27 protein-coding genes are annotated in these 26,986 nt (G+C 35.1%); 9 read left to right on the forward strand and 18 right to left on the reverse strand.

All coding sequences use genetic code 11. The annotated features are described in order from the left end of the window. Nucleotides 1-5: 5 nt before the first annotated feature. The 4 genes from ctaE to cyoE form a co-directional block, all read right to left on the reverse strand. Nucleotides 6-629, reverse strand: a complete 624-nt coding sequence (gene ctaE / locus MJG50_RS01150; protein ID WP_240252028.1) for a cytochrome c oxidase subunit III — start codon at nucleotides 627-629, stop codon at nucleotides 6-8. Then, nucleotides 629-2,497, reverse strand: a complete 1,869-nt coding sequence (gene ctaD, locus MJG50_RS01155; protein ID WP_240252030.1) for a cytochrome c oxidase subunit I — start codon at nucleotides 2,495-2,497, stop codon at nucleotides 629-631. Before ctaD ends, ctaE begins: the two co-directional genes overlap by 1 nt. A 29-nt stretch (nucleotides 2,498-2,526) precedes the next feature. Further along, a complete protein-coding gene (gene coxB, locus MJG50_RS01160) occupies nucleotides 2,527-3,579 on the reverse strand; it encodes a cytochrome c oxidase subunit II (protein WP_240252032.1) in 1,053 nt (350 codons plus the stop codon). Between the two features lie 104 nt (nucleotides 3,580-3,683). After that, nucleotides 3,684-4,562: a heme o synthase gene (gene cyoE / locus MJG50_RS01165; RefSeq protein ID WP_431307248.1), complete on the reverse strand. Its 879-nt coding sequence runs from the start codon at nucleotides 4,560-4,562 to the stop codon at nucleotides 3,684-3,686. A gap of 648 nt (nucleotides 4,563-5,210) precedes the next feature. Between cyoE and MJG50_RS01170 the strand changes: the two genes are divergently transcribed. Further along, nucleotides 5,211-6,176 carry a COX15/CtaA family protein gene (locus tag MJG50_RS01170; RefSeq protein WP_240252036.1) on the forward strand — a complete coding sequence of 322 codons (966 nt, stop codon included), beginning with the start codon at nucleotides 5,211-5,213 and terminating at the stop codon, nucleotides 6,174-6,176. Nucleotides 6,177-6,210: 34 nt separating this feature from the next. Here MJG50_RS01170 and pyc read toward each other — a convergent pair whose 3' ends face one another. The 3 genes from pyc to MJG50_RS01185 all read right to left on the reverse strand — a co-directional run bounded on the left by pyc (nucleotide 6,211) and on the right by MJG50_RS01185 (nucleotide 11,401). Further along, nucleotides 6,211-9,651, reverse strand: a complete 3,441-nt coding sequence (gene pyc / locus MJG50_RS01175) for a pyruvate carboxylase (RefSeq protein WP_431307243.1) — start codon at nucleotides 9,649-9,651, stop codon at nucleotides 6,211-6,213. A 73-nt stretch (nucleotides 9,652-9,724) separates the two neighbouring features. Beyond that, nucleotides 9,725-10,939 carry a putative lipid II flippase FtsW gene (ftsW, locus tag MJG50_RS01180; RefSeq protein WP_240252040.1) on the reverse strand — a complete coding sequence of 405 codons (1,215 nt, stop codon included), beginning with the start codon at nucleotides 10,937-10,939 and terminating at the stop codon, nucleotides 9,725-9,727. 180 nt (nucleotides 10,940-11,119) lie between these two features. Beyond that, complete coding sequence (locus MJG50_RS01185; RefSeq protein WP_240252042.1) at nucleotides 11,120-11,401, reverse strand: Fpa/YlaN family protein; 282 nt, start codon at nucleotides 11,399-11,401, stop codon at nucleotides 11,120-11,122. A 151-nt stretch (nucleotides 11,402-11,552) separates the two neighbouring features. Here MJG50_RS01185 and MJG50_RS01190 point away from each other — a divergent pair, with 151 nt between their 5' ends. Then, complete coding sequence (locus MJG50_RS01190) at nucleotides 11,553-12,050, forward strand: peptidyl-prolyl cis-trans isomerase (RefSeq protein ID WP_240252044.1); 498 nt, start codon at nucleotides 11,553-11,555, stop codon at nucleotides 12,048-12,050. 47 nt (nucleotides 12,051-12,097) lie between these two features. On the opposite strand, the gene MJG50_RS01195 is transcribed toward MJG50_RS01190, so the two are convergent. Beyond that, the gene (locus MJG50_RS01195) at nucleotides 12,098-13,426 is read right to left on the reverse strand and encodes a PhoH family protein (RefSeq protein WP_240252046.1); all 1,329 of its coding nucleotides are present in this window, start codon (nucleotides 13,424-13,426) and stop codon (nucleotides 12,098-12,100) included. A 207-nt stretch (nucleotides 13,427-13,633) separates the two neighbouring features. On the opposite strand from MJG50_RS01195, the gene MJG50_RS01200 reads away from it, so the two are divergent. Both MJG50_RS01200 and MJG50_RS01205 read left to right on the forward strand, forming a co-directional pair. Next, nucleotides 13,634-14,236, forward strand: coding sequence for a YhcN/YlaJ family sporulation lipoprotein (locus MJG50_RS01200; protein ID WP_240252048.1), 603 nt, complete (start codon nucleotides 13,634-13,636; stop codon nucleotides 14,234-14,236). Nucleotides 14,237-14,398: 162 nt separating this feature from the next. Beyond that, nucleotides 14,399-14,602 carry a YlaI family protein gene (locus MJG50_RS01205; RefSeq protein WP_240252050.1) on the forward strand — a complete coding sequence of 68 codons (204 nt, stop codon included), beginning with the start codon at nucleotides 14,399-14,401 and terminating at the stop codon, nucleotides 14,600-14,602. A 30-nt stretch (nucleotides 14,603-14,632) separates the two neighbouring features. Here the strand turns inward: MJG50_RS01205 and MJG50_RS01210 are convergent, their stop codons facing one another. From MJG50_RS01210 to typA, 3 genes are all read right to left on the reverse strand, one after another. Continuing rightward, nucleotides 14,633-14,920 carry a hypothetical protein gene (locus MJG50_RS01210; RefSeq protein WP_240252052.1) on the reverse strand — a complete coding sequence of 96 codons (288 nt, stop codon included), beginning with the start codon at nucleotides 14,918-14,920 and terminating at the stop codon, nucleotides 14,633-14,635. Nucleotides 14,921-14,935: 15 nt separating this feature from the next. Next, entirely contained in the window at nucleotides 14,936-15,232 is a 297-nt protein-coding gene (locus MJG50_RS01215) for a YlaH-like family protein (RefSeq protein WP_240252320.1), read from the reverse strand. A gap of 89 nt (nucleotides 15,233-15,321) precedes the next feature. Beyond that, entirely contained in the window at nucleotides 15,322-17,163 is a 1,842-nt protein-coding gene (gene typA / locus MJG50_RS01220; protein ID WP_240252054.1) for a translational GTPase TypA, read from the reverse strand. 152 nt (nucleotides 17,164-17,315) lie between these two features. Here typA and MJG50_RS01225 point away from each other — a divergent pair, with 152 nt between their 5' ends. Beyond that, nucleotides 17,316-17,501 carry a YlaF family protein gene (locus tag MJG50_RS01225; protein ID WP_240252056.1) on the forward strand — a complete coding sequence of 62 codons (186 nt, stop codon included), beginning with the start codon at nucleotides 17,316-17,318 and terminating at the stop codon, nucleotides 17,499-17,501. Nucleotides 17,502-17,541: 40 nt separating this feature from the next. Here MJG50_RS01225 and MJG50_RS01230 read toward each other — a convergent pair whose 3' ends face one another. Then, nucleotides 17,542-18,330, reverse strand: a complete 789-nt coding sequence (locus MJG50_RS01230) for an inositol monophosphatase family protein (protein ID WP_240252058.1) — start codon at nucleotides 18,328-18,330, stop codon at nucleotides 17,542-17,544. Nucleotides 18,331-18,458: 128 nt separating this feature from the next. Beyond that, complete coding sequence (locus MJG50_RS01235; RefSeq protein ID WP_240252060.1) at nucleotides 18,459-18,647, reverse strand: YkzI domain-containing protein; 189 nt, start codon at nucleotides 18,645-18,647, stop codon at nucleotides 18,459-18,461. Nucleotides 18,648-18,857: 210 nt separating this feature from the next. Here MJG50_RS01235 and MJG50_RS01240 point away from each other — a divergent pair, with 210 nt between their 5' ends. After that, on the forward strand, nucleotides 18,858-19,499 hold the full coding sequence (locus MJG50_RS01240) for a YktB family protein (RefSeq protein ID WP_240252061.1): 642 nt from the start codon (nucleotides 18,858-18,860) through the stop codon (nucleotides 19,497-19,499). A gap of 27 nt (nucleotides 19,500-19,526) precedes the next feature. Here the strand turns inward: MJG50_RS01240 and MJG50_RS01245 are convergent, their stop codons facing one another. Beyond that, nucleotides 19,527-19,793: a UPF0223 family protein gene (locus MJG50_RS01245; RefSeq protein WP_240252063.1), complete on the reverse strand. Its 267-nt coding sequence runs from the start codon at nucleotides 19,791-19,793 to the stop codon at nucleotides 19,527-19,529. A gap of 12 nt (nucleotides 19,794-19,805) precedes the next feature. Continuing rightward, nucleotides 19,806-20,765: an NAD(P)H-dependent flavin oxidoreductase gene (locus MJG50_RS01250; protein ID WP_240252064.1), complete on the reverse strand. Its 960-nt coding sequence runs from the start codon at nucleotides 20,763-20,765 to the stop codon at nucleotides 19,806-19,808. Nucleotides 20,766-20,977: 212 nt separating this feature from the next. Here MJG50_RS01250 and MJG50_RS01255 point away from each other — a divergent pair, with 212 nt between their 5' ends. Beyond that, a complete protein-coding gene (locus MJG50_RS01255) occupies nucleotides 20,978-22,450 on the forward strand; it encodes an aminotransferase class I/II-fold pyridoxal phosphate-dependent enzyme (RefSeq protein WP_240252066.1) in 1,473 nt (490 codons plus the stop codon). 58 nt (nucleotides 22,451-22,508) lie between these two features. Here the strand turns inward: MJG50_RS01255 and MJG50_RS01260 are convergent, their stop codons facing one another. Beyond that, nucleotides 22,509-22,637 (reverse strand): GapA-binding peptide SR1P, encoded by a 129-nt coding sequence (locus MJG50_RS01260; protein ID WP_240252068.1) that lies wholly within the window; start codon nucleotides 22,635-22,637, stop codon nucleotides 22,509-22,511. 262 nt (nucleotides 22,638-22,899) lie between these two features. Here MJG50_RS01260 and MJG50_RS01265 point away from each other — a divergent pair, with 262 nt between their 5' ends. Both MJG50_RS01265 and MJG50_RS01270 read left to right on the forward strand, forming a co-directional pair. Continuing rightward, the gene (locus tag MJG50_RS01265) at nucleotides 22,900-23,331 is read left to right on the forward strand and encodes a DUF1885 family protein (protein ID WP_240252070.1); all 432 of its coding nucleotides are present in this window, start codon (nucleotides 22,900-22,902) and stop codon (nucleotides 23,329-23,331) included. 513 nt (nucleotides 23,332-23,844) lie between these two features. Beyond that, nucleotides 23,845-24,228 carry a hypothetical protein gene (locus tag MJG50_RS01270; RefSeq protein ID WP_240252072.1) on the forward strand — a complete coding sequence of 128 codons (384 nt, stop codon included), beginning with the start codon at nucleotides 23,845-23,847 and terminating at the stop codon, nucleotides 24,226-24,228. A gap of 52 nt (nucleotides 24,229-24,280) precedes the next feature. On the opposite strand, the gene lpdA is transcribed toward MJG50_RS01270, so the two are convergent. Together lpdA and MJG50_RS01280 are read right to left on the reverse strand one after the other, a co-directional pair. Next, nucleotides 24,281-25,690 (reverse strand): dihydrolipoyl dehydrogenase, encoded by a 1,410-nt coding sequence (lpdA, locus tag MJG50_RS01275; protein WP_240252074.1) that lies wholly within the window; start codon nucleotides 25,688-25,690, stop codon nucleotides 24,281-24,283. A gap of 3 nt (nucleotides 25,691-25,693) precedes the next feature. Continuing rightward, on the reverse strand, nucleotides 25,694-26,977 hold the full coding sequence (locus MJG50_RS01280) for a dihydrolipoamide acetyltransferase family protein (protein WP_240252076.1): 1,284 nt from the start codon (nucleotides 26,975-26,977) through the stop codon (nucleotides 25,694-25,696). Nucleotides 26,978-26,986 lie beyond the last annotated feature (9 nt).

Consider the following 26,986-nt stretch of genomic DNA (forward strand, 5'->3'; position numbering starts at 1 on the left):
TCAGTTTATCCCACCAATCCCATTAAATATACAACAGTAAAGATGAACACCCAAACTACGTCAATAAAATGCCAATAAAGACTTGCAACATAAAACTTTGGTGCATTGTATAAGTCTAGTCCACGCTTTGCATTACGTACCATAAGTGTAATGATCCAGCATAATCCAAACAATACGTGAGCCCCGTGAGTTCCAACTAACGTATAGAAAGCAGAACCGAATGCACTACTAGTAATGGTATGTCTATATTCATGCACATAATGATTGAACTCATAGATTTCTAAACATAAAAATGCTAATCCAAGAAGAACGGTTAAACCTAACCAAAGTTGCATTTTCTTGAAATTGAAGTTCTTCATATGGTACATCGCATATACACTTGTTAAGGAACTTGTTAATAAGAGCATTGTTGCAACAAAAACTAGTGGTAAGTCAAAAATTGCCGTCGATGGCTCACCACCATTAACACTGTCTTTAAGTGCTAAATAAGTAGCAAATAATGAAGCAAATAGTACAGTTTCCCCACCTAGAAACAACCAAAAGCCAATGAATTTATTTTTCCCTTCAAGGGTCGCCTTTTCAGGAGATGCAGGAAATGTTTCTGCTGTTAATTTTTCTTCAACATGCATTATGCCCTAACCTCCTTGTCATCGCCTTGTAAGTCTTCTTTATGGATATGATATCCACGATCATCTTTGATTGAACGTAAGAACATTGAACCGAATGTAATAACCGCACCTAAGATAATAACCGGTAATGACCAAGCTTTTCCATCCGGGTGATACAAGAATCCAAATGCAGCAACAAATAATCCAAATGAGATCATAAGTGGCAAAATAGAACTATTTGGCATATGGATATCTCCTAATGGTTCTGCAGGAGTCATCCCTTTTTTATTTTGCATTTTTTCGATCCAAAGTGGATCTATACCACGCACTAATGGAAGCTGTTTAAAATTATATTCTGGTGGTGGAGATGGAATTGCCCATTCAAGGGTACGACCATCTTCCCAAGCATCCGCCGTAGCAACTGGGCCGTTAATTGATGTTTTAATTACATTGTATAAGAACACGATTACACCAACGGCCATGAAAGCAGCACCAATTGAACTTATTAAGTTTCCAGCTTCTAAACCTTGACCAGGTAAGAATGTAAAGATTCGACGTGGCATACCCATTAAACCAAGGAAATGCTGGATAAAGAATGTTAAATGGAAACCGATTAAGAATAACCAGAACGTAATTTTACCTAATGTTTCATTAAGCATTCTACCAAACATTTTCGGCCACCAGTAATGAACACCTGCTAAAATACCTAACACAACACCACCAACAATAACATAGTGGAAGTGGGCAACAACAAAGTACGTATCATGATATTGGTAATCTGCTGGTGCAGAAGCTACCATAATACCTGTAACTCCACCCATTACGAATGATGGGATAAATGCAATTGCGTAATGCATTGGAGTTGTAAATTTTATTGAGCCGCCCCACATAGTAAAGAGCCAGTTAAATATTTTTATACCGGTCGGGACCCCGATCGCCATCGTTGCTACAGCAAAAATCGCATTTGCAATCGGTCCTAAACCTGTTGTGAACATATGGTGAGCCCATACCATGAAACCTAAGAAACCAATTAAAACTGTCGCAAATACCATTGATGTATATCCAAATAATCTTTTTCTAGAAAATGTAGAAAAGATTTCTGAGAATATACCAAAGGCAGGAAGTACTAGGATATATACTTCTGGGTGACCAAATATCCAGAACAGGTGCTCCCATATAATAGTATTACCACCTAATTCAACTCTAAAGAAACCTGTGCCAAATATACGATCCAACATCATAAATAATAAACCAACAGTAAGTGGAGGGAATGCAAATAAAATCAATCCTGAAGCCACAAATGTAGTCCAAGTAAACATTGGCATGCGCATATATGTCATTCCAGGTGCTCTCATTGTAATAATAGTTACTAGAAAGTTAATACCACCAATTAAAGTACCAATACCTGAAATTTGTAAGCCCAATACATAGAAATCAATCCCATGTCCAGGTGAATGTAATGAAAGTGATGCATAGGAAGTCCATCCAGCATCAGGCGCTCCACCTAAAAACCAACTAAGATTTAGAAAAACTCCTCCAAAGAAAAACAACCAAAATCCTAAAGCATTTACAAATGGGAATGCTACGTCACGTGCCCCAATTTGCAATGGCATAACTGCATTCATTAACCCCAACAAGAGAGGCATGGCTGCTAGAAATATCATTGTTGTACCATGCATAGTTAATATTTCATTAAAAAATCCAGCAGATACAAAGTTATTATCAGGTACAGCAAGCTGAATTCTAATGACTAGCGCTTCAAGTCCTCCAAGAATGAAGAAGAACCCACCCGCTATAAGATAAAGCTTGGCAATTTTCTTATGGTCTACTGTTGTTAAATAGTCCCATAACACAGCGCCAAACCCTTTTTTCTGAGTTAACGTGCTCACAATGTGACCTCCTTATTAATTATTTCCTATTAATCTTCTACTGAAAGACCCATCAAATATTCAGCCAAAGCATCTAATTCTTCATTCGTCAAACCTTTATTATCATAAGAACCTGACATTTTATTACCCGGTTTAACTTCCTCTGGGTCTTTTATCCATTTCTTTAAATTATCTTCAGTAAATGTTAATCGACCAGCAATACTAGAGCGGTCACCGAAGTTCGCTAAGTTTGGAGCAGTACTTTTGTCTCCAGGAGTAATTGCATGGCAAGCAATACAATTATTATTCTTAAAGAGTTCCTCACCAGCTTTTGCTAAATCTGTTTTAGCTTCTGCTTTAGCATTTTGCATATTTTCAATCCACTTATCAAACTCATCTCTTGGTAATGGCTTAACTTTAAAGTCCATTAATGCATGGGACGGTCCACAAAGCTCTGCACATTTTCCATAGAAAATGCCTCCAGCATCTTTAGTACGTTCTGAATCAAATTCCAGCCAGAATTTATTAGTGTTATCAGTATTAGTATCTAATTTCCCACCAATTGCTGGAATCCAGAAAGAGTGCTTAACATCTGATGAAATAAGATTAAAATATACTTTTTCATCGGTAGGAACAATTAGGTCTTGCGATGTTACAATTTTTTGATTTGGGTATTCAAATTCCCACCAATAAAGATTTGAAGTTACATTCACAACAAGAGCATCTTTATCATCCATCGCTTTTACATCAGCTAATTTGAATGTTGCTGAAACAGTTGGAACCACCAATATTAAGAGTAAAAGAATAGGAATAACAGTCCAGATAATCTCTAGTGTGTGGTTACCTTCAACTTGTTTTGGAATTTTGTTCTCTTCCCCTTTTTTACGTCGAAAACGAAAAACTACATAAATGAAGATAACAGTTACAACTGCAATAACTACAACCATAATCCATACAGCAAGCATAATTAAGTCATACTGCATATCTGCAACTTCACCTGCTGGTCGAAGTGCGGATACAGTTGGTTCTCCACAGCCTGCTAACAGTAGCGCTATAAAACTAAATAGTGAAAATAAGCGCATATTTGGTAGCCATTTTTTCATAGCTTAATCAAACCCCTCTTTCGATTATTAATTACAATATCTTATAAAAAGATATAAATTCCTTCTTAGTAGAAAGAATTGTAAAAATATATTGTGAAACTCACTTAGATTAGAGTAACGATAACCATTGCTACAAACAGAATGGTCAAATAATTAAGTGAGTATACAAACATTAGCTTTGCCCATTTAATATCATCTTTCATTTTAAATCCTTTGAAGCCTATTAGTAGCCAACCAAGATTCAGAAATGTTGCCAACACAACAAAGGGTATCCCTAATGAAAATAGATAAAAGGGTAATGGTAGAAGACAAGCAACCCAAATTACAATTTGGCGTTTTGTCATTTCAAATCCATGCACAACTGGAAGCATTGGCACTCCAGCTTCCCTATATTCTTCACAACGCTTCATAGCAAGTGCAAGAAAATGAGGGGGTTGCCATATGAACATAATTAAAAATAAAACCCATGCTACTATATGTAAGTCTGCATCAACTGCAGCCCAGCCTATCAAAGGTGGAACTGCTCCCGAAATACTACCTATGACCGTATTAATTGTATATCTTCGTTTGGACCACATTGTGTATAAGAAAATGTAAGAGAAAACACCAACAATACCTATAATAGCAGCGGTGACAGTTGTTAGTAGCAACAATCCAGTTCCTATTAGTATGAGTAAAGTGCCTAAAAGTAACACATAATTCGCGTTAATTTTACCGGTTACAGTTGGTCTAGATTTTGTACGTTCCATAACATGATCAATATCACGGTCATAATAGTTATTAATTGCGCATGAGCCCGCGATAACTAATGAAGAGCCAATGATCGTGTAAAGTACAATATCAATCTCTTGCGTAAAGCTCATCCCGGAAAAATATAGTGCAAGCCAGAGTCCTGTAAAAGTAGTGATCAAATTGGAATTAACTATGCCAATCTTTATTAACGCTAAAAAATCCTTCCATACCGTAGTATTCTGCACAGGGATTTGATTTCCATTGTCACGTATATGTTTATCTGCACTAAGTACAGATTTCGTGCCAGTCATCATGAAGCCTCCTTAATCTTTCAAACACCAATTTTTAAATATTTCCGCCTTCACTCTGAAAAAACGCACTATTTCTAAAATAAAGCGTTTTCGCGTTGAGGGGATATATGGAAATACGTCTTGCATTTTATTATATGTTATTTTACATGTACTATAAATTATATTGAAAAATACCTCTTCTGTATATTAAATCACATTTTTTGCTTTTTTTGTGAACATTTAATGAATAAATTATGACTTTTTTGTGTCTTAGTCTAATGAATTACTTTGGATTTTTTACTATTTTCACTATACTAATAGTGTTTTCTTGTTGCAAAAATCAAATGAAGCAGCACAAAACCCTATATCTATTTCTAGCAAACTCCTCTGCATTATTCAACCTTTTTTACAATAATATTTTAAAAATATTTCATTATTTACATATTGTTTAAGAATATATAAAAGTGTACGATTGAAAAAGTATATTTAAAAAATTAATTTTTTTGATATTTATTGTTTAATTCGATATGATAGGTAGCGGAGTGTTTAACTTCATCATTCTGTCAATTAACTTAATTAAATAATTTTCTATGTAAGAAGGTGTGTTTTTTGAAGCGGTCTCTTAAATGGTTCGCTGTATTAACTACAATCGGAATGCTGTTTGTCTTAATAGGTGGGGCACTTGTTACAAAAACGGAATCCGGTGCAGGTTGTGGAACCTCTTGGCCTCTATGTAATGGTAAATTAATACCTACAGAAATAACCCCCGAACTCATTATAGAATTAAGTCATAGAGTTGTTTCTGGTTCTGTAGGGTTAATGGTATTAATTCTATCTATTTGGTCATGGAAAGCAATCGGACATATTCGTGAAACAAAGTTTCTAGCATTTATTTCATTCTTTTTTCTTTTATTGCAAGGATTAATAGGTGCTGCAGCTGTTGTTTGGGGTCAATCTGATGCAGTGCTAGCTTTACATTTTGGTGTATCACTTATTTCCTTTGCATCTGTATTACTTTTAACACTACTTATTTTTGAAGTTGATAAAAAGTTTGATGCTGATTCATTAGTCATTGACCGAAAAATGCGTAATCAAATCTACGCAATTTCAATTTATAGCTATATAGTTGTGTATTCGGGAGCACTTGTAAGACATATGAATGCTTCACTTGCTTGTCCAGATTGGCCAGTTTGTAACTATAATCAATTAGGTTTACCCACACAAATTCACGAGTGGGTTCAAATGGGACATCGAATACTAGCAGGTGGAATTTTCATTTGGATTTTACTCCTCACCATTCATACTATTAAGCATTATAAACATGAAAAAGTGCTCTATTGGGGTTGGATTTTTGCACTGATTCTAGTCTCCCTACAAGTATCCTCTGGAGCGATAATCGTATTTACGAATCTAAATCTATTTGTTGCACTTGCACATGCATTATTTATATCCTGTCTTTTTGGAGTTTTTAGCTATTTAATTTTACTATCATCTCGTAGCAAGAAAAATGAAGCAGCTTTACAATCTAAAAATGCATCCAAACAAGAAGATGTACATCAAGTAAGTGCCCAATAAAAAAACGAGAAGCTTATCGCTTCTCGCTTTTTTATTACTCTCCAAGTTCTAATAGCAGATCACCAGTTTGAATTGCTTCGCCATTTGATACAAGAATATTTTTTACAACACCGGAAAATGGGGCTTGTACAGTTGTTTCCATCTTCATAGCCTCAGTAATCATAAGATGATCACCTTTGTTAACCTTTTCACCATTTGAAACTAGAACTTTTATAACGGTTCCTGGCATGCTTGCACCTATATGATTTGGATTTGAATTATCCGCTTTTGCTTTGGCTACTATCGTTGATTTAATACTTTCGTCTTTGATAATCACTTCTCGAGGTTGACCATTTAATTCAAAATAGATCACTCGAGTACCATCAGCTTGTGCTTCTCCTATTGATACAAGCTTAACAATTAGAGTCTTCCCTTGTTCAATCTCTACTTCAATTTCTTCTCCTAGTCTCATTCCGTATAAGAATGTTGGAGTATCCAAAACTGAAATATCACCATATAATTCAACAGTTTTTTGATAATCCATAAATACTTTTGGATATAAAGCATATGAAATAAGCTCATGGCTTGTAACCTGACGATTAAGTGAATGGAATAATGTATCCCTCAAATCTGTAAAATTTACAGACTCTAATAATTCTCCAGGTCTTACGGTAATTGCTTCACGGCCTTTTAGGATAATTCTTTGTAATTCTTTCGGGAAACCTCCATGTGGCTGGCCTAAATAGCCTTCAAACAACTCAACAACTGAATCTGGAAAATCAAGTGATTCTCCCTTTTCATAAATATCGTCTTCTGTTAAATTATTTTGAACCATAAATAATGCCATATCCCCTACTACTTTAGAAGAAGGTGTTACTTTTACGATATCACCAAACATATCATTTACAGTTCGATACATCGTTTTTACTTCTTCCCATCTATCCCCCAAACCGACAGCTTTTGCCTGTTGTTGGAGGTTACTATATTGTCCTCCAGGCATCTCATGCTTATAAATTTCAGTATGTGGGGATATCATTCCACTCTCAAAGTCACTATAATACTTTCTAACATCTTCCCAATAATGTGATAACTGTTCGAGCGAATCGATAGATAGTTCAGGCTTTCGCTCAGTACCTTCCAATGCATATAATAGTGAGTTAGCACTCGGTTGTGAAGTTAGACCTGACATTGAACTAACAGCTACATCCACAATATCCACACCAGCATCTATCGCTTTAGAATACATTAAAATTCCATTTCCACTTGTATCATGCGTATGCAAATGAATTGGAATTGAAATTTGATCCTTTAAGGCAGAAATTAATGTATATGCAGCCTGCGGCTTTAATAAGCCTGCCATATCCTTAATTCCTAAAATATGTGCACCTGAGTTCTCAAGTTCCTTTGCAATATCTATATAGTACTGTAAATTATACTTTGTTCTTAATGGATCGGTAATATCCCCAGTATAACAAATTGCTGCCTCGGCAATCTTTCCATTATTTCGAACTTCATCAATTGCTAATGTCATTCCCTTAACCCAATTCAAACTATCAAATATTCTAAATACATCAATGCCAGCTTGAGCAGACTTCTCTACAAACTGTTTAATTACATTGTCCGGATAATTTGTGTATCCAACAGCATTTGATGCTCTAAGGAGCATTTGAAATAAAATATTAGGAGCTTGCTGACGTAATGTCAATAATCTTTCCCATGGATCCTCTTTTAGAAACCGATATGCTACATCGAATGTTGCTCCGCCCCACATTTCCATTGAAAAGAGCTCTGGTAAAAGTCTTGCGGTAGGTTCTGCGATATGCTTTAAATCATTAGTTCTAAATCGAGTTGCAAGTAGTGATTGGTGTGCATCACGGAAAGTTGTGTCAGTAAACAATACTTGTTTTTGATCCTTAATCCACCTTACTAACCCATCAGGACCATTTTGATCTAGAATTTGCTTTGTTCCATTTGGAATAGGTTCTGAATATTTCACTTTTGGAATATACGGTTTTGAAAAGACTGGTTTGCGCTTTTTCTCAACCCCTGGAAAGCCATTCACAGTCACAGTACCAATGTAGCTAAGCATTTTTGTTCCACGGTCTTTTCGTTTTGGAAAAATAAATAACTCTGGCGATGAATCAATAAATGAAGTATCGTACTCACCGTTTAAAAAGTTCTTATGTTTTATAACATTTTCAAGAAAAGGTATATTTGTCTTTATTCCTCTAATTCTGAATTCCTTCAAATTTCTGACCATTTTAGCTGCAGCTTGCTCAAATGTCAACGCATGTGTTGAAACTTTAACTAGCAATGAATCATAGTAAGGAGTAATAACGGCCCCTTGGAATCCATTTCCAGCATCTAACCGAACTCCAAAACCTCCACCAGAACGGTAAGCATTAATTTTTCCTGTATCAGGCATAAAATTATTGAGTGGATCTTCTGTTGTTACACGTGATTGAATGGCAAATCCATGTGTTTTAATATCTTCTTGAGCAGGTATTCCAACATGATTGCTATGGATGGAGTGCCCTTCAGCAACTAAAATTTGGGTTTGAACAATATCAATACCAGTAATCATTTCTGTAATTGTATGTTCAACCTGTACTCTTGGGTTAACCTCGATAAAATAAAATTGATCATTTGATACTAAGAATTCGACAGTACCTGCATTAACATACTTGACATTTTTCATTAATTTGACAGCTGCATCACATATTTCTTCACGAAGTTCATCAGTTAGTGAAACGCTTGGTGCAATCTCAACTACCTTTTGATGACGTCGTTGGACTGAGCAATCGCGCTCGAATAGATGAATTATATTTCCATCATCATCCCCAATAATTTGAACCTCAATATGCTTAGGATTTTCTATTAACTTTTCAACATATACTTCATCATTACCAAATGCTGCCTTCGCTTCAGACTTAGCACGCTCATATGCTTCTTTTAAACCAGCTTGACTTCGGACAATTCTCATTCCCCGACCTCCACCACCTAGAGAAGCCTTTATAATAAGCGGATAGCCATGAACTTCACCAAATCGTACAACTTCCTCTAGATTTTTGAGTGGTCCATCGCTTCCAGGTATAACCGGAATATTAGCAAGCTCCGCTTGTTTTCTCGCCTTTACCTTATCACCAAACATGTTCAAATGTTCCGTATTAGGACCGATAAAAATAATACCTTCTGCTTCACATCTACTCGCAAAATGAATATTCTCTGATAAGAAGCCATATCCAGGGTGAATGGCATCGACCCCATTCGTTTTTGCTATTTCAATGATACCTTCTATGTCTAAATAAGCATCTATTGGTTTCTTCCCTTCACCAACTAAGTAGGCTTCATCCGCTTTATAACGATGATATGAACCAGTATCTTCTTTTGAATAAATGGCTACTGTACGAATATCTAGTTCGGTACATGCTCTAAAAATACGAATTGCAATTTCTCCACGATTTGCGACTAATACCTTCTTGATGCTCTTTTTCATCATATTCCTCCTCATTAAGTATAACACTTTGTTTTATTAGTATAACACATTTGTGTATTTATACTGAATTAATCTATTTAAAAGAAGCATGTTTTCTAGTAAACTGATGAATATTTTGCTTCTGTGGTTTTTGTTCCTTATTACTATAATTTGCATGATAATTAGTAAACATTGATACATTAAGTAAAATCCCCATTGAAAGTAATAATACGAGTAATGAAGATCCTCCGTAACTAATAAATGGTAATGTTACTCCAGTAATCGGTATGAGTCCTGTTAAACCACCAAGATTAATAAAAGTTTGTATTGCAACCATTGAAGAAATGCCGATAGCTAGCAAGCTTCCAAATGGATCCGAGCATTTTCTAGCAATTTGAAAACCTCTTAAAACGATAAATGTTAAGCATATAAGAACAAAAATAACACCTATTAGGCCTAGTTCTTCTGCTATGATTGCCATAATAAAATCAGTATGTGCTTCAGGTAGATACCCTGTTTTCTGAATACTTTTTCCAAGTCCTAACCCAGTTAATCCTCCAGCCCCAAGTGAAATATATGAGTTAACAAGTTGATGTCCATGATCCTCTTCTTCACCAAAAGGATCTAAGAAACCCGCAAAACGCCCCATTCTTTCATCAGAAAATATTTCATCTGACTTAATCATAATTACAGGTAACAGTATTGCTGCAGTAATTAAAACAAGTAGCACCAATTTCATAATTGTCTTCATGTTCATACCTGAACATAGAATTATGAATATAGCAATTAAACCAATAATAAATGCGGTACCAAAGTCAGGTTGTATAGCAACGAATATACAAATTGTCATCGTAAAAAGGATGGGTGGTAAAACTGCTTCTTTAAATCGATTTATATATGACTGTTTTTTTGAATATACAGCTGCTAAATATATAATGACGCTTAGTTTCGTAAACTCTGAAGGTTGAATCCCTCGTGCACCGAGGTTTAACCAACTTTGTGCATTATTTGCAGAATGCCCGAATCCAAAAACGAGAAGTAACATACCTATTGATCCAAAGACGATAGCTAGGAGTACTTTTGAGCTAGCGTAGATTTTATATGGAAAAATCATCGCAACTATAAATGCAAGCGTACCAACTATTAACGAAATTTTTTGTCTTTCATAAAAAAAAGCCGGATCACCAAATTTAGGTGATGACGCTATTACCATACTTGAACTATATACCATAATAAGACCTAGCAAGCACAATAAAAAGATTGGAACAATTAACGTATAATCATAAGATTTAATTATTTTTTTTAACATCAGACATCTTCCTCTAGAAAATATGAATATATGAATTAATATTTATCTATTGTACTATACTTTTCGTTTTTGATGACGAAAATCCTGCTAAAGTATTAAAAAGATTCTATCTTACTTAAAAAAGGTATAAAAAAACTCAAATCATCCTTCTACATAGGATAATTTGAGCAAATGTATTTACTACTTTTTCATTGATGCTTCATGAAGGATAGATAATTCACTTTCAAGCTGAGAGAGTAGCTCTTTTCCTTCTACTTCATCAATCAAACCCAGTCTAACTGCAAAATCTATTTCTCTGGATAACCCAAACATTTGTGTATCAAGCACTTCCTCGTAAAGTGGACATTGAGGCATAGTTAAATTATCCATTTGAACTTTTATTAACTTTAATATTTTATCAGCATCTACTTTCAATAGAGCTAATGCTTTTTCACGATGGTTTATCGTAATCTCAGACGTCAATTCAAAACCCCTCCGTTCACGAACAATACCTAATCCTATCTATAAATATTAACCTGTATATAGTAAAAATGCAAGAAATATCACAGTAGTTTATACTTTCTATTATCAAGTAAAGACTCTATAATTATTATTGAAAGGATAGGTGTTTGCAATGAGTTCCATAATTATGCTTGAAGGTAATACAAAATACAAAATAACTCTTGACCCTGGGGTATGGATTTTTGATGATCGTCGTATTGATTTAACTACCTACTTTGAAAATGGACAAATTGATAAAGACGAGTTAAATGAATATACGAAAGCAGTATCACGACAATGGGATCGAGAAATTCAAGAAGGAGCTATCTTCCCCCCAACATTAAAATCCGAAAAAAGGTTTGAGAAAGAAAAAGTGTTAACAGGTACATTTGCAATTCCTTTTCGGGATTTTTTAAATAATGCAGAACCAAATGTTAATGCTGAATCATTTGTCATTTTGCTGCAAGAATCCGAAATAACAATTCCTCTAGAAACAGCTTATGAAGCGATACTAGGTTTTTCAAAGGATGGTAAACCTTTATTAGAGGATGGACCTGTCCATTTCTATTTTGGGGATGGCACAAATAAATTAGAACCGATTAAAAACATTATTAAATTCATTGTTAAATAGATTTATTTTGAAAGGGTTCCATGCACCAAATAATGGAACCCATTTTTTTAAAGTAAATCCGCTGCTAATTGCGCCAGACCAGACCTCTCACCCTTAATTAAGCGTACATGCCCCGCTATCTTTTGGTCTTTAAATTTCTCAACTACATAAGTAAGCCCATTATTATATTCATCAAGGTATGGATGATCAATTTGCTCTGGATCTCCCATAAATACAATTTTACTTTTTTCACCAACTCTTGTTAAAATTGTTTTTACCTCATGCTTTGTAAGGTTTTGTGCCTCATCTATAATTATATATTGCTCTGGGATACTTCTTCCTCGAATATATGTGAGTGCTTCTACTTCAATAGAACCCATACCCGCCAATATTGCATCTAGTTCTCCAGGCTTTTTTGTATTAAATAGATATTCTAGATTGTCATAAATCGGTTGCATCCAAGGTCTTAGTTTCTCCTGCTTCTCACCAGGCAAAAAACCAATATCTTTACCAACTGGAACGATTGGTCTTGCAACTAGCAATTTTTTATAATAACCTAAGTCCTCTGTCTGCATTAAGCCTGCAGCTAAAGCTAATAATGTCTTTCCAGTGCCCGCTTTACCAATAAGTGTTACTAATGGGATATCCCTTCTTAATAATAAATCAAATGCCATTGATTGCTGGACATTCCTTGGCTTGATTCCCCATATATGATCATGTAAAAATGTTAATTTCTTAACTGCTCTCCCATTTTGATCAACCATACCAACTGCTGAAGATGAACCTCCAAGTGAATCCTTCATAACTATGAACTGATTTGGGTATAAAGGTTTTTTAACGAGCTCTGTTAAGCTGAGTTCCCCTTTTTCATAAAATTGGTCTAAGAGATTTTTATTCATAAAAATCTCTAAAAACCCTGTATATATATGGTCAACCTCTACCACCCTGTCACTCAAAAAATCCTCTGCCAATAAACCAAGTGCATCTGCTTTTACTCGGACAAGAGCATCTTTGCTAACTAAAATAACTGGTCTTCCATTTTCTTTCGACTGCTCCTCAAGGGAGAGATTTTTTGCAACAGCTATTATTCGATTATCATTTGTCTTTTCAACAAATACTTCCTGCAATTGATGAAAAGAGCGATGATTCAATTCAATTCTTAATTCTCCGCCATTCTCAAGTTTTATTTTTTCATGTAACTTTCCAGTTTGTCTTAAGCTGTCTATTAATTTCGAAACCTGCCTAGCATTTCTGCCAATTTCATCCATGTAACGCTTTTTTGAATCAACTTCCTCAAGTACAACCGCTGGAATGACTACTTCATTTTCTTCAAAGGAAAAAATAGATCGCGGATCTTGCAGTAATACATTCGTATCTAATACGTAAACTTTTCCCAAACTTACGCCTCCTACACCCGTAATTTTTCTTTATTTATTTGAAGGAGTGGAAAAGAAGTCCATCCATAATAGAGAATATTAAAGCTAAAGTTATCAACACAGCAATGACGGACCATTGATAAAAATATATGTAAACATGCATAAATATAGAAGAATAATTAAACAATAAATAAAGAAAATAGGAATTTGACGATAGGAGGAAGAAAATTGAAAACAACAAGAATCCTACTATTCTGTTTTTTAACCATTTCATTAGCAGGCTGTGGATTTAATGATAAGGAAAATGTCCAGGACAATGAAAAAGAAAATCGAATACAAGTTAAAAATACAGTCGATAATCACATTGATAAAAAATCGGGTCAGGAAATTGCAAATCATTTAGTTGAGCTCGCTTCAAGTGTACCTAATGTGAACGATGCTACTGCAGTTGTAGTAGGGAAATTCGCTGTTGTTGGAATAGATGTAAATTCCAAATTAGATCGCTCACGTGTTTCCACTATAAAATATTCTGTTACTGAAAGTTTACAACATGACCCCTATGGTGCAAATGCAATTGTATTTGCAGATGCTGATACGTACGAACGCTTGAAACAAATGAAAAAGGAAATTCAAGATGGTAGACCGATTACTGGAATATTAGATGAACTTGCACAAATTGTCGGTAGGGTTATGCCTGATATTCCTACTGAAATTATTGATAATCAAAATACCAACCCTACGAAAACAAATGATAAGCAGCTTAATCAAAATGAATTAGATAAATTAAAAAAGGAACAAAAGGATCAATCAAATAATAAAAAGAATGATTAATCATAAGAGAGTATATAGGCCGAAAATCTATATACTCTTTTTTTTATTACTGAATAGAACATCTTTGTCAGAAGTGAAATGTATTGTATAATAGAATTCCATAGGTAATCCTTACCAAACTTATATTATAAAATCTTTTCACTGTCAGAGGGGTTTCTTACGATGAAAGTAAAGTGTGTTTTATGTGATAAAATTGAAGATCTAGTCGACGAATCCAGCCTTGCCAAGCGTCTTCGTAATCGACCTATACATACGTATATGTGTATGGATTGCCACGATCGTATTGAGCAAAGAACAAACGAAAGAATCGCAACAAATAAATTTAAGTTGTACAGAAAAAAGAAAACAGAAGACGACTGGTGGTAAAAAAAAAGCCAAGCACATAGCTTGGCTTTTTCACACTGGGTAATTTTTATATCTCTCAGGGTTTCCTTGAATCTGATTATGCATAATATCAATCAACTCAATCGGAAACCTTACCTTTTTTTCTTCCCCATCAATGGAATATGTTACGTAATACATTTCATCATCTTTTTGGATTGTTTTGTCTCCTACTTGAAAATCTTTTGTTAAAATATCCTCAAATAATTGTAACGTGTCAACAGCCGAAATATCATCTGGTCGTGCGTCCGCAACAACTTTAATCGTTAACCAATTATAGATTGCATCCTGCAAGGATTTCATAAAATTGCCTCCCTATTAATTAAATTTAGCTTCTTCTTTCTTTACTCTCCGAAGCCTAATCTTATATATAATTAAAATAAGAGCAGCAATTGTTAATCCTTCGGCAACAGGTAAAAACGCACCAAAAAATGTTAAGAACGTACATCCTAAAGCTAAAAAGATGTAGATGACAATCGTTTTTAACAATGGGAGCTTTTTTGCAAAACCTAGTTTAAATACAATAATTGATAGTAAAAGGATTACAACATATAAAATATTTGCGCCCATTGATGGATCTGAATATGTGTAGACTGCTTTAGCAATCGGCCACATATGGTCATATACATTCACGAATACTCCTCCTTTTCCCTTTACACCTTACCTTACATTAAAGTAACAGAAAGGGAAAAGGTTCACAACAATTAATGATTAACTTCAGCAAGTTTTTTACGTTTTGCTGCTTTTTCACGTTCGTTTTTATCTAATATTTTTTTACGAAGTCGAATTGAATCAGGTGTAACTTCACAATATTCGTCCTCATTTAAATACTCCAGAGATTCCTCAAGAGACATTAGACGAGGTTTTTTCATTGTAGTTGTTTGGTCTTTGTTTGCTGAACGCATATTTGTCATTTGTTTTAGTTTGACAACATTAACGGTAAGATCATTTTCTCGGGTATGCTCGCCGACAATCATTCCTTCGTAGACTTCGGTACCTGGCTCAACAAAAATAGTTCCACGATCCTCAATCCCCATTATTCCGTATTGACTTGCTTTGCCACCCTCCATAGATACAAGTACGCCTTGTCTGCGTCCACCTACTTGACCCGCAGCCATCGGTCTGTAGCTATCAAATGTATGATTGATAATCCCAAATCCTCTAGTTAAAGTTAAAAATTCAGTTGTATATCCAATTAACCCACGTGCAGGCACCATGAAGATAAGTCTTACTTGCCCATTACCATTGTTAATCATATCAAGCATTTCACCCTTACGCGCTCCAATTGACTCCATAATCGCACCTGTATGCTCTTCTGGAACATCAATTTGAACTCGCTCAACTGGTTCAGAGCGGACACCATCAATATCTCTTACAATTACTTCAGGTTTGGAAACCTGCAGCTCATAGCCTTCACGACGCATATTTTCAATTAAAATCGATAAGTGAAGCTCTCCACGACCCGATACAACCCAAGCATCAGGAGAATCGGTATTATCAACTCTTAAACTTACGTCTGTTTGAAGCTGTGCACGTAATCTTTCTTCTATTTTACGTGCTGTAACAAATTTTCCTTCTCGTCCAGCAAATGGACTATTATTAACTAAGAAGGTCATTTGTAAAGTCGGCTCATCAATACGAAGAATAGGTAATGCCTCTTGATGTTCAACCGGACAAACTGTTTCTCCAACATTTATATCTTCCATACCCGATACAGCAACTAAATCTCCTGCTTTTGCTTCTTGAATCTCAACCCTTTTTAATCCAACAAACCCAAATATTTTAGTTACACGGAACTGCTTAACACTTCCATCAATTTTCATTAAAGCAACTTGTTGTCCTACATGCATTGTGCCACGGAAGACACGACCGATTCCGATTCGACCAACGTAATCATTATAATCAAGCAATGCTACTTGGAATTGCAGTGGTTCTTCGCTATTATCAACTGGTGCTGGAATATTATCGATAATCGCATCAAATAATGCTTCCATTGTTTCATCCTGTTTGTGAGGGTCTGTGCTTGCTGTTCCATTTATTGCAGAAGCAAAAACAACTGGAAAGTCTAATTGCTCCTCCGATGCATCAAGTTCAATAAATAGATCGATAACCTCATCAATAACTTCCTCAGGTCTTGCAAAATCACGGTCAATCTTATTTACAACAACAATTGGTGTAAGATTTTGTTCCAGTGCCTTTTTTAATACAAAGCGTGTTTGTGGCATACACCCTTCGTATGCATCAACAACTAATAGAACACCGTCAACCATTTTCATGATTCGCTCTACTTCTCCGCCAAAGTCTGCATGTCCCGGTGTATCCATAATATTAATTCTTGTGCCTTTATAATTTATAGCTGTATTTTTAGCTAATATTGTAATACCACGTTCACGTTCAATATCATTCGAATCCATTGCACGCTCTTCTACATGCTCATTGGAGCGAAATGTCCCTGATTGATGAAGCAATGTGTCAACTAATGTAGTTTTTCCATGGTCTACGTGTGCAATTATCGCTATATTTCGTAAGTCATTGCGTGTTGTCAACTTATTCACATCTCCTATTTTTCAAAATAACGTGTCCAAAAGAATTTACATTTTTTGTCTTTTGAAAACCTTAATAACTAAAACATTATATACCATTCAGTAGAAATAATACACATTAAACTGTAAAATAATATTGTGAAAGGGGTTTAATTATGAAAAAAGTGAATATCTTAATGTTATTCTTTGCATTTGCAACAGCTTTTAGCATAATGCTTATTGGAGTAGCAATTGCCGAAAGAAGCTTATTAGGTATTATTTTGTCTATAATTGCTGTAATTATAGTGGCAGGATTAGGCTTTTCCTCAAAGAAAAAAATGCGTGAAAGAGGCAGATTATAATTCTGCTTTCTTACGCATTTTAGATTAAAGGAAATTACATCTAATTTAAGTATTTTTCAAATATCTCTGTATGTAAATTTTTCTTCGTAACAATTACGCTATTTTCTGCTAATAAATTTAAAGGCTTTCCTTCAAGTGTGGTTGCCACCCCACCAACTTCTTCAAGCAAAATAATACCACCTGCAAAATCCCATGGTGAGAGACGCATCGTTATATATGTATCTATTCTTCCAGTGACCACATAGGCTATCTCAAGTGCAGCTGAGCCATAAGACCTTGTTCCACGCACAGCGTTGACAAGTGGAATTAATACCCTCGGGTCAATCCGTTTATTTTCTGTAATCCACGTTGCATTAATACCTAGAATTGATTCATTTAATTGGATATTTTTCAATGGTTGAATTTTTTTTGTGTTGAGAAATGCCCCTTTACCTTTTCTAGCATGATACAGTTCATCATGTACTACATCATAAATAAGGCCAATTTTACCAACACCGTTTTCATAAATACCAATTGAGATGGCAAAATTACGTTGTTGATGTACAAAATTCATTGTTCCATCAATAGGATCAATGATCCAAACTACACCATTCAACGTGTCAATATTATTTCCAAAACCCTCTTCTCCCAATATTTTATGAGTTGGAAAAGTTTTATTAATATTATTTATAAAAAATTGTTCAATTTCTTTGTCCATATTGGTAACTAGATCATCTGGATTTGACTTAGATTCTATCGTTAATTTTGATTGAAATGATTGTCTTATTCTTTCTCCCGCGTCTTTTATCCATTGTTTTGCACAGTGGTCTATTTCATCCCATTGTAACATTAATTATTACCTCACTTTTTTCATAAAAGTCATTTTCACCTGCTTAAAGCTTACTTTAAATTTTTATAGGAAAGCAAGTTTTTCAATTAGAAAGACGAACCAGAGCGGTTCGTCTCTTTAACTGTATTTTACGCTTCAAGCAAGACCATTTCTTGTCTTAACTTTTCCAACTTTTGTATACATTCCGTTTTTTTTGTTTCATCATTTTCTATAATTGCATCATAAAGGGTTGCTAGTTCATAATCTACTTCTAAGCGTATGACAGCTAATCTTTTTTCACCATCTTTTCGTTTCAACACATTAATTACTTGTTTCATTCTCGCGCACCCCTTTCTAATTTATTCAATTAACCTACATATTTCTTTTCCAAATCATCTGTTTGCTGTTAATTATATCTTATGATGGAAGTCTAACATTGCAACAAATATGTGCGATTACCTACTTCTCCACAACTTTACTTGAGCTAATCATTATATAGCTGCTGTCGAAATATGTTAAACTGTGAAAAATAGCCTTGGAGGTTTCTTATGAAATTTAATGGATTTACAGAGGAAGACTTTGATGTTTTTTCTATAGATGGTCTTGATAATCGAATGGATGCACTTATTACATTAATTCGACCTAAGCTAGAGGAATTGGGACAATATTTTGCGCCAACACTGTCATCCTTAACAGGAGATGAGATGTTCCCTCATGTTGCTAAACATGCTAGAAGAACGATTAATCCACCTAATGACACTTGGGTTGCATTTGCAAATAATAATCGAGGGTACAAAATGCTTCCTCATTTCCAAATAGGATTATGGCAGACACATCTATTTGTTTGGTTTGCAGTAATTTATGAAGCACCGATGAAATCTAGCCTTGGAAAAGTTCTTTCTAATCATGTCAGTGATATACAAGAGGTAATTCCGAATGATTTTGTGTGGTCCATCGACCATACACAACCAAAGGTCATTCAACAAAGTGATCTGAATATTGAAGATTTTAAAAAGATGTTTGAGCGACTAGAAACGGTAAAAAAAGCAGAAATATTATGTGGTATTACAATAAATCGAGATGATGTAGTGAAGATGTCATCTGATGATTTAGTCAACACATTTGATCAAACCTTCAGAAGATTAATACCATTATACCAATTTGCACAACAAAGTTCAAAGATAGAATAAAAAAAGGACTGGGCTTATCAGTCCTTTTTACATTTTTATAATTTCGTTACTTGATTCTTTTACGGCTTTTATTACACGGTATGTGGAGTAGCCACTTGAATCCTCAAATTCATTACAAACCTGTTTTTCCTCTGCTTTACTTGGTACAATTTCTTTAAAGCGTTTGTACGCATTCATCATTTGTTCTTTATTAATACCTTTTTCATAAGCTTTTTCAATGCATTCAAAAAAATGAATAACATCAACAATTTCTTCTGTTTTCCATTCATAGGAAAGTGGATATTGATAATCCATATTTTTCACCTCTCAATGACCCCATGTAGTACGAATATGCTCAGCTTCTTTTATCATACGAGTGAATAGCTGAGAAACGGTAGGTATATCTTTTATTAAACCCATAACCTGTCCTGCCCATGCAAATCCTTCTTTATTTTTCCCATCATATATAAAATTCTTATTTGCTCGTCCACTTATGTAGTGTTTTAAACCTTCATAACCGTTATTCTTACGTTCTATATCTAGAATTTTATTTGTCCATTCATTAGCAATTGCTCTTCCTGGTGCACCAAGTGAACGCTTAATAACAACTGTATCATTCTCTGTACCATTAACTAACATTTCTTTATACACATTATGAGCGTGGTAACACTCTTTTGTAGCAATGAATCTAGTCCCCATCTCAATACCCTCTGCACCTAAGCTAAGTGCTGCCATCAATCCTCTCCCATCACCAATCCCACCAGAAGCAATAACTGGGATAGATACAGAATCTACAACTTGAGGTATTAAAACGAATGTGCCCGTATCAAATTTCCCTAAATGTCCTCCCCCTTCTTGCCCAACGACCATTACAGCATCTGCTCCCAATTCTTCTGCTTTCTCTGCTTGTCTTCTTGCTGCCACTAGCACTAATTTCTTTGTATTTACCCCTTTAAGTTGCTCAAAAATCGGTGTAGGATTACCACCAGTCATTGTAATTACAGGAACTTGCTCATCAATCGCTACATCCAGCATTTTTTCAAAGGGACGACCATGTTGTCCAATTGCAAAATTCACACCAAAAGGTTTATTTGTCTTCATTTTAACACTTTTTATTTCTTCCCTTAAGTGTTCGGGGGTTTCTAAAGACATCGCAGTAATTTGCCCGAGTCCACCAGCATTAGAAACCGCAGCCGCCAAATCTGAATAGGCAAGATAGGCAAGTCCTCCTTGAATAATCGGATACTGGATCCCCAGTAAAGATGTCACCCTTGTTTCCCATTTCATACAAACCACCTCTTATCTTTTTTCGTAACCCTTCTTCATTATCTCCTAAAAATCCTTTTTTTCAAGAAACATGTTTAATTAAGGAGTTACGTGAGAACTTAATAAGAGCACAGATATTTCTATGCAAATTAATCGATAAGTGCTATAATTCATTTGTTTTCTTTCTAAAACAGGATTCATTAATCATTTACATAAAGAGGTGTGGTTATCAATTGTTACAAAATGAAACACCATTATTTACTGGTTTATTAGAGCACGCGAAGAAAAACCCTGTTCAATTCCATATTCCTGGCCATAAAAAAGGAGCCGGAATTGATCCGAAGTTCCGTGACTTTATTGGTCAAAATGCACTCTCAATCGATTTAATAAATATCGGACCACTTGATGATTTACATCAACCGAAGGGAATAATCAAACAAGCACAGGATTTGGCAGCTGAAGCTTTTGGTGCTGATCATACTTTTTTTTCAGTTCAAGGTACAAGTGGTGCAATCATGACAATGGTAATGGCTGTCTGTGGACCTGGAGATAAAATTATCGTACCCCGCAATGTACATAAATCAGTTATGACAGCTATCGTTTTCTCTGGAGCAATTCCAATATTTATCCATCCTGAAATTGATAAGGATTTAGGAATCTCTCATGGAATAACAACAGATTCTGTTGAAAGGGCGTTGAAGCAGCATCCAGATGCGAAAGGGTTATTAGTCATTAATCCTACATACTTTGGAATCTCTGCGGATTTGAAAAGAATCGTCGAGATTGCACATTCATTCAAAGTTCCTGTATTGGTTGATGAAGCACACGGGGTCCATATACACTTTCATGAAAGTTTACCTCTCTCTGCTATGCAAGCCGGAGCAGATATGGCAGCAACAAGCGTTCATAAGCTTGGCGGTTCAATGACACAAAGCTCTATTCTCAATGTGAAGGAAGGTCTTATATCCTCACAACGAGTTCAAACAATTCTTAGTATGCTCACAACGACATCAACATCTTACCTGTTACTTGCCTCATTAGATGTTGCTCGTATGAGACTTGTAACTGAAGGACATGAATTAATTGATAAAACGATACAACTCGCTAATTCAATCAGAAAAAGAATTAATGAAATTGACAATTTACATTGTGTAGGCAGAGAAATTCTTGGCACGAAAGCAACTTATGATTTTGACCCAACAAAATTAATCATTTCGGTTAAGGAACTCGGTCTATCAGGATTTGATGTTGAAAAGTGGCTTCGCGAAAAATATAATATAGAAGTAGAAATGTCTGATCTATATAATATTCTTTGCATTATAACCCCTGGAGACGGAGAAAAAGAAGCAAATATTTTAGTTGAGGCGTTAAGAGCTCTTGCAAGTGAAGTTATGATTGATGAAGACGCCAATGTTACACATGACGTACTCCTACCTGATATACCTGTTCTCGCATTATCGCCTAGAGATGCATTTTATGCTGAAACAGAAGTAGTGCCATTCGAAGATGCTGTTGGAAGGATTATCGCTGAATTTGTTATGGTATACCCACCTGGTATTCCCATTTTTATCCCTGGAGAAATTATCACTAATGAAAATCTAACTTATATTACAAAAAACGTAGAAGCTGGTCTTCCTGTTCAAGGGCCAGAAGACTTTAACTTAAAATCCGTCCGTGTGATTAAAGAACACCGTGCAATTATCTAACAAAAAAAATACAAAAAAAGAAGCATGCAATTATTAAGATTGCATGCTTTAATTATATTTAATCGATATTTTTAGTTTCTTTGTGATTACATCCACAATCTTCACATTTGGAATATAAGGTTGAAACCTTCTCATTTTCAAAAACCTCAATTGTGCTATTACAGGATTGACAAATAATGATACCCATTTTAAAATCCCTCCCAAACATAGTGTAATTACTACATTTCAAGCATTCATTGAAAGCGTTTTATGTTAACATATTTATATAATAATATGTCACATTTGAGGAGTCAATAGTTAATTGTATAACATATTGGAAATTAATAATCATATTTTAATAAATGTCCATATTCTTTCACTTGTTGGTGTTGTCATATGAATGAAACAAATGCTAGAATGAGATTGAATAAGCCCTAGAGTACATAATTGGTAAAGTAGGAGTGAGTAGGATGGAAAACGCATACATAAAACTTGTATCTGCTTCTAATAAACAAAGCATGACACTTAATGACGTAAAAGAACTATTTAACTATTACAAAGAGATTACTAGTAAAACAGGGACTCAATTGGATTGGGAGTACGCCGAAACAGCATTCCCATATCAAATAAAAGAAGTTGACACAGAGAATAATTGGCTATATTTAAAATCCAATGAACCAAAGTATAATGCAATCATCGTTGGGGTTGGGAAAGAATTGATTGAAGATGATAATGTTGATGACCCGCAAGAACAATTTTATATACAGGTTACCTTACCACAGGTTGCCACTTATGGTGACAAAGGTAAAGCAAATGAATTTTGCAAATTCCTAGGAAAAAAGCTTGAAGGAGAATTACATCTTTTCAATGGTAGAGTCATGTATTACTACAAGCGAAAATAAACCAATTTTCAAGACTAAAAACCACATCAAAAATGATGTGGTTTTTACCTTTAAGTTACTACCCAAAATAAGCGCTCACATGAAAAAAACAGAAAGAGCGTTAGTAATGTAATTCCAACAGATTTTTTTCGCGTAAACCCAATCTTTTGAGCACATAAAAAGGCAAAATAACTACAAATTAATAAAAGAATTGCTTTAGAAAGAAGACCATCAGACCTCGATATCCATTTTATAAATGAAAAAACACTCCAAATCAATATTTGAATTAAGACAATAATGTATAGTCTCATTCGTTAAACCCCTTAGTAAGTTGTTATTTGTAATATGTATGCAGAAAAAGTCATTACTATTTTTCATTTATGTAACAATTAGATGACAAAGAGTGGAATTTTTTGAATACATGATAAAATAAGAATGGATTTTGATAGGTATAGGATATTCGTATTATAAATATAGAAAAATGACCTATATTAACCCATTATTTATAACAAACGAAAAGAGAGTGTTTCGTGGATGAGAACAATTGCTATGTTACTGTTCTGTCTTTTTATTCTGTCTTCATGTCAGTTAAATTCAATACAATCTCAAACTGAGAAGTTAGAAAATTCGAATGAAAAACAGATCTTTTTCTTCTCAGATGAAGAAAACCTTCATAAAGAGGGAAATTATTATGATGCATTATTAGAATTAAAAAAAACGTTCCCTGTTGAGATTGGAAAAATGAAGGTCATCTCCACAGATGATAGTCAAATGAACTCTAAATTTAATATTAAAGAATACCCTTCAATATTAATTGTATATGAGAATAAGGTGGTTAAAAAAATCCAAGGTAATATCACCACAAGTGAAATAATTATACCAATTGAAGATACTTTATCCAAAATTAATGTGAATTAAGTAAGCTCATAATAAAAAATCGCTCCCTTAAATTAAGGAGCGATTTTTCAATTTATTTAATAATATGAATTGGGCTACCAAGAGCAACTTCTGCAGCTTCCATTGTAATTTCACCAAGTGTTGGATGTGCATGGATTGTCATTGCAATATCTTCTGCGGTCATACCCGCTTCGATTGCTAATCCAAGCTCTGAAATAATATCAGATGCACTAGCACCAGCAACTTGAGCACCAATTAAGAGATTGTCTTGTTTTCTAGTGATTAGTTTTACGAAACCATCAGATGCTTCAAGTGCAAGTGCACGTCCATTTGCTGCATACGGGAATTTTGAAGCAATAATCTCAATACCTTCTTCTTTTGCTTGTTGTTCAGTATAACCAACAGTCGCTAGTTCAGGATCTGAGAATACTACAGCTGGAATGCCTAAATAATCAATTTCAGAATGCTCTCCTGCAATTGCCTCAGCAGCAATCTTACCTTCATACGAAGCTTTATGTGCTAATTGAGGACCTGAAGTCACATCACCAATTGCATAAATATTACTTACACTTGTACGGCATTGTTTATCAATCTCAATAATACCACGTTCACTCGCTTTAACGCCTACGAGTTCTAATCCAAGCTCGTCAGTATTTGGACGGCGACCGACCATTACAAATACATAATCAGCATCAATTGACTGTTCTTCGCCTTTAACCTCATACTTAACAGTAACACCATTCTCAGTCTCTTCGACACCTTTTGCAAGTGCTTTTGTAATAACTTCAGCACCTTTTTTCTTAAGGTTTTTCTTAACAAGTGATGTCATTTGTTTTTCGAAGCCAAGAAGGATATCATCTGCTCCTTCTAAAACAGTTACCTGTGATCCGAAGCTCGCATATGCTCCACCTAACTCCACTCCAATAACACCGCCACCAATAATGACGATTTTCTTCGGAACCTCTTGAAGAGCAAGCGCACCAGTTGAATCAAGTACACGTTTTGAATATTTAAATGACGGAATTTCAATCGGACGTGAACCCGTTGCAATGATTGCATTTTTAAAATTATACGTTTGAGCGGAATTTTCACTCATTACACGTAATGAATTTCCATCGACAAAATACGCTTCACCGCTTACAATATCCACTTTATTACCTTTTAATAGTCCAGAAACTCCACCAGTAAGTTTATTAACTACACTATTTTTGAATTCTTGAACCTTTGTAAAATCCACTTTTACATTTTCAGCAATAATTCCGATTGATGCTGAATCTTTTGCTGTTTCATAACGATGTCCTGCAGAAATCAATGCCTTTGATGGAATACATCCGACGTTCAAGCAAACTCCACCAACATTTTCTCTTTCCACGATGGTTACCTTTTGTCCAAGCTGTGCTGCACGAATTGCTGCTACATATCCACCAGGGCCGGCACCTATGACAATAGTATCTGTTTCGATTGGAAAATCTCCTACTACCATTTTTTACGCCTCCATTAATAATAATTGTGGATCATTCAATAAACGCTTAATATGGTTCAGTGCATTTTGAGCAGTTGCACCGTCAATCATTCGGTGATCAAAGCTTAAGGATAAAGCAAGTACAGGAGCTACTACAATTTCCCCATTTTTAACAACTGGCTTCTCCGCAATTCGACCCACACCTAATATTGCAACTTCCGGATGATTAATAACCGGGGTAAACCATTGTCCACCAGCTGATCCGATATTTGAAATTGTACATGAAGCACCTTTCATTTCATTAGGGGCTAATTTACCATCACGTGCCTTACCAGCTAGTTCATTAATTTCATTTGAAATCGAGAAGATAGACTTACGGTCTGCATCTTTTACAACAGGAACAAGAAGTCCTTTTTCTGTATCAGCTGCAATTCCGATATTGTAATAATGCTTATGGACAATTTCGTCTGTCGCATCGTCAAGTGATGTATTTAACGCTGGGAATTCACGTAATGCAGACGTTAAAGCTTTCACAATGTATGGTAAGTATGTCAACTTGATACCCTTATCAGCTGCAACTTGTTTAAAGTTCTTGCGATGAGCTACAAGAGCAGTTACATCAATTTCATCCATTAATGTAACATGTGGTGCTGTATGCTTTGAATTTACCATAGCTTTTGCAATTGCTTTTCGAATTCCACTCATTTTTTCGCGAGTTTCAGGATATTGTCCTTCTGGAATTGGTTGTTTTGCAGCAGCTGTTTGTGCTGGTTTCTCCTCAGTTACTGGTGTTGCTTCTGCTACTGCAACCGTTCCACCAGTTTGGAATGAGTCAATGTCTCCTTTGAGAACACGGCCATTATCACCAGAACCCACAACTTTACGTATATCAACACCTTTTTCACGTGCATATTTACGAACAGAAGGCATTGCAATGACACGACGATTTTCATCAACTTCTACAACTGCTGCAGAGGTTGTTTCCTGAACCGCTGGAGCATCTTCTTGTTTCGGCTCTTCTTTAGGTGCTTCGTCTTCATGATCACCTTTAAATTTAAGGTCTTCATACCCAGGTGCATCAAATTTAATTAATGTATCACCGACTATTGCAACTGTTCCTTCTTCAACTAAAACGTCTAATACCTTTCCCTTTACTGGTGAAGGAATTTCAACGACTGCTTTGTCATTTTGGACCTCACATAATACATCGTCCTCATTTACTTCATCGCCTGGCTTTACAAACCATTTTACGATTTCACCTTCATGGATACCTTCACCGATATCTGGCAGCTTAAATTCAAATGCCACGGTTTTCGC

It is taken from the genome of Fredinandcohnia quinoae (genome assembly GCF_022427965.1).
In the GTDB taxonomy this organism is placed as follows: Bacteria; Bacillota; Bacilli; order Bacillales; family Bacillaceae_L; genus Ferdinandcohnia; species Ferdinandcohnia quinoae.

What these genes read in the sequence shown, in the direction of transcription:
- MJG50_RS01245 (WP_240252063.1), bottom strand. Translation starts at nt 19,793, where the DNA reads ATGGATTATCAATATCCACTTTCCTATGAATGGAAAACAGAAGAAATT.
- MJG50_RS01235 (WP_240252060.1), bottom strand. Translation starts at nt 18,647, where the DNA reads ATGAAACAAGTAATTAATGTGTTGAAACGAAAAGATGGTGAAAAAAGA.
- MJG50_RS01205 (WP_240252050.1), top strand. Translation starts at nt 14,399, where the DNA reads ATGAAAGTAAAGTGTGTTTTATGTGATAAAATTGAAGATCTAGTCGAC.
- MJG50_RS01225 (WP_240252056.1), top strand. Translation starts at nt 17,316, where the DNA reads ATGAAAAAAGTGAATATCTTAATGTTATTCTTTGCATTTGCAACAGCT.
- MJG50_RS01260 (WP_240252068.1), bottom strand. Translation starts at nt 22,637, where the DNA reads ATGGGTATCATTATTTGTCAATCCTGTAATAGCACAATTGAGGTTTTT.
- MJG50_RS01265 (WP_240252070.1), top strand. Translation starts at nt 22,900, where the DNA reads ATGGAAAACGCATACATAAAACTTGTATCTGCTTCTAATAAACAAAGC.
- MJG50_RS01240 (WP_240252061.1), top strand. Translation starts at nt 18,858, where the DNA reads ATGAAATTTAATGGATTTACAGAGGAAGACTTTGATGTTTTTTCTATA.
- MJG50_RS01210 (WP_240252052.1), bottom strand. Translation starts at nt 14,920, where the DNA reads ATGAAATCCTTGCAGGATGCAATCTATAATTGGTTAACGATTAAAGTT.
- coxB (WP_240252032.1), bottom strand. Translation starts at nt 3,579, where the DNA reads ATGAAAAAATGGCTACCAAATATGCGCTTATTTTCACTATTTAGTTTT.
- MJG50_RS01230 (WP_240252058.1), bottom strand. Translation starts at nt 18,330, where the DNA reads ATGTTACAATGGGATGAAATAGACCACTGTGCAAAACAATGGATAAAA.
- MJG50_RS01270 (WP_240252072.1), top strand. Translation starts at nt 23,845, where the DNA reads ATGAGAACAATTGCTATGTTACTGTTCTGTCTTTTTATTCTGTCTTCA.
- ftsW (WP_240252040.1), bottom strand. Translation starts at nt 10,939, where the DNA reads ATGTTAAAAAAAATAATTAAATCTTATGATTATACGTTAATTGTTCCA.
- MJG50_RS01250 (WP_240252064.1), bottom strand. Translation starts at nt 20,765, where the DNA reads ATGAAATGGGAAACAAGGGTGACATCTTTACTGGGGATCCAGTATCCG.
- lpdA (WP_240252074.1), bottom strand. Translation starts at nt 25,690, where the DNA reads ATGGTAGTAGGAGATTTTCCAATCGAAACAGATACTATTGTCATAGGT.
- ctaE (WP_240252028.1), bottom strand. Translation starts at nt 629, where the DNA reads ATGCATGTTGAAGAAAAATTAACAGCAGAAACATTTCCTGCATCTCCT.
- pyc (WP_431307243.1), bottom strand. Translation starts at nt 9,651, where the DNA reads ATGAAAAAGAGCATCAAGAAGGTATTAGTCGCAAATCGTGGAGAAATT.
- MJG50_RS01215 (WP_240252320.1), bottom strand. Translation starts at nt 15,232, where the DNA reads ATGTGGCCGATTGCTAAAGCAGTCTACACATATTCAGATCCATCAATG.
- MJG50_RS01190 (WP_240252044.1), top strand. Translation starts at nt 11,553, where the DNA reads ATGAGTTCCATAATTATGCTTGAAGGTAATACAAAATACAAAATAACT.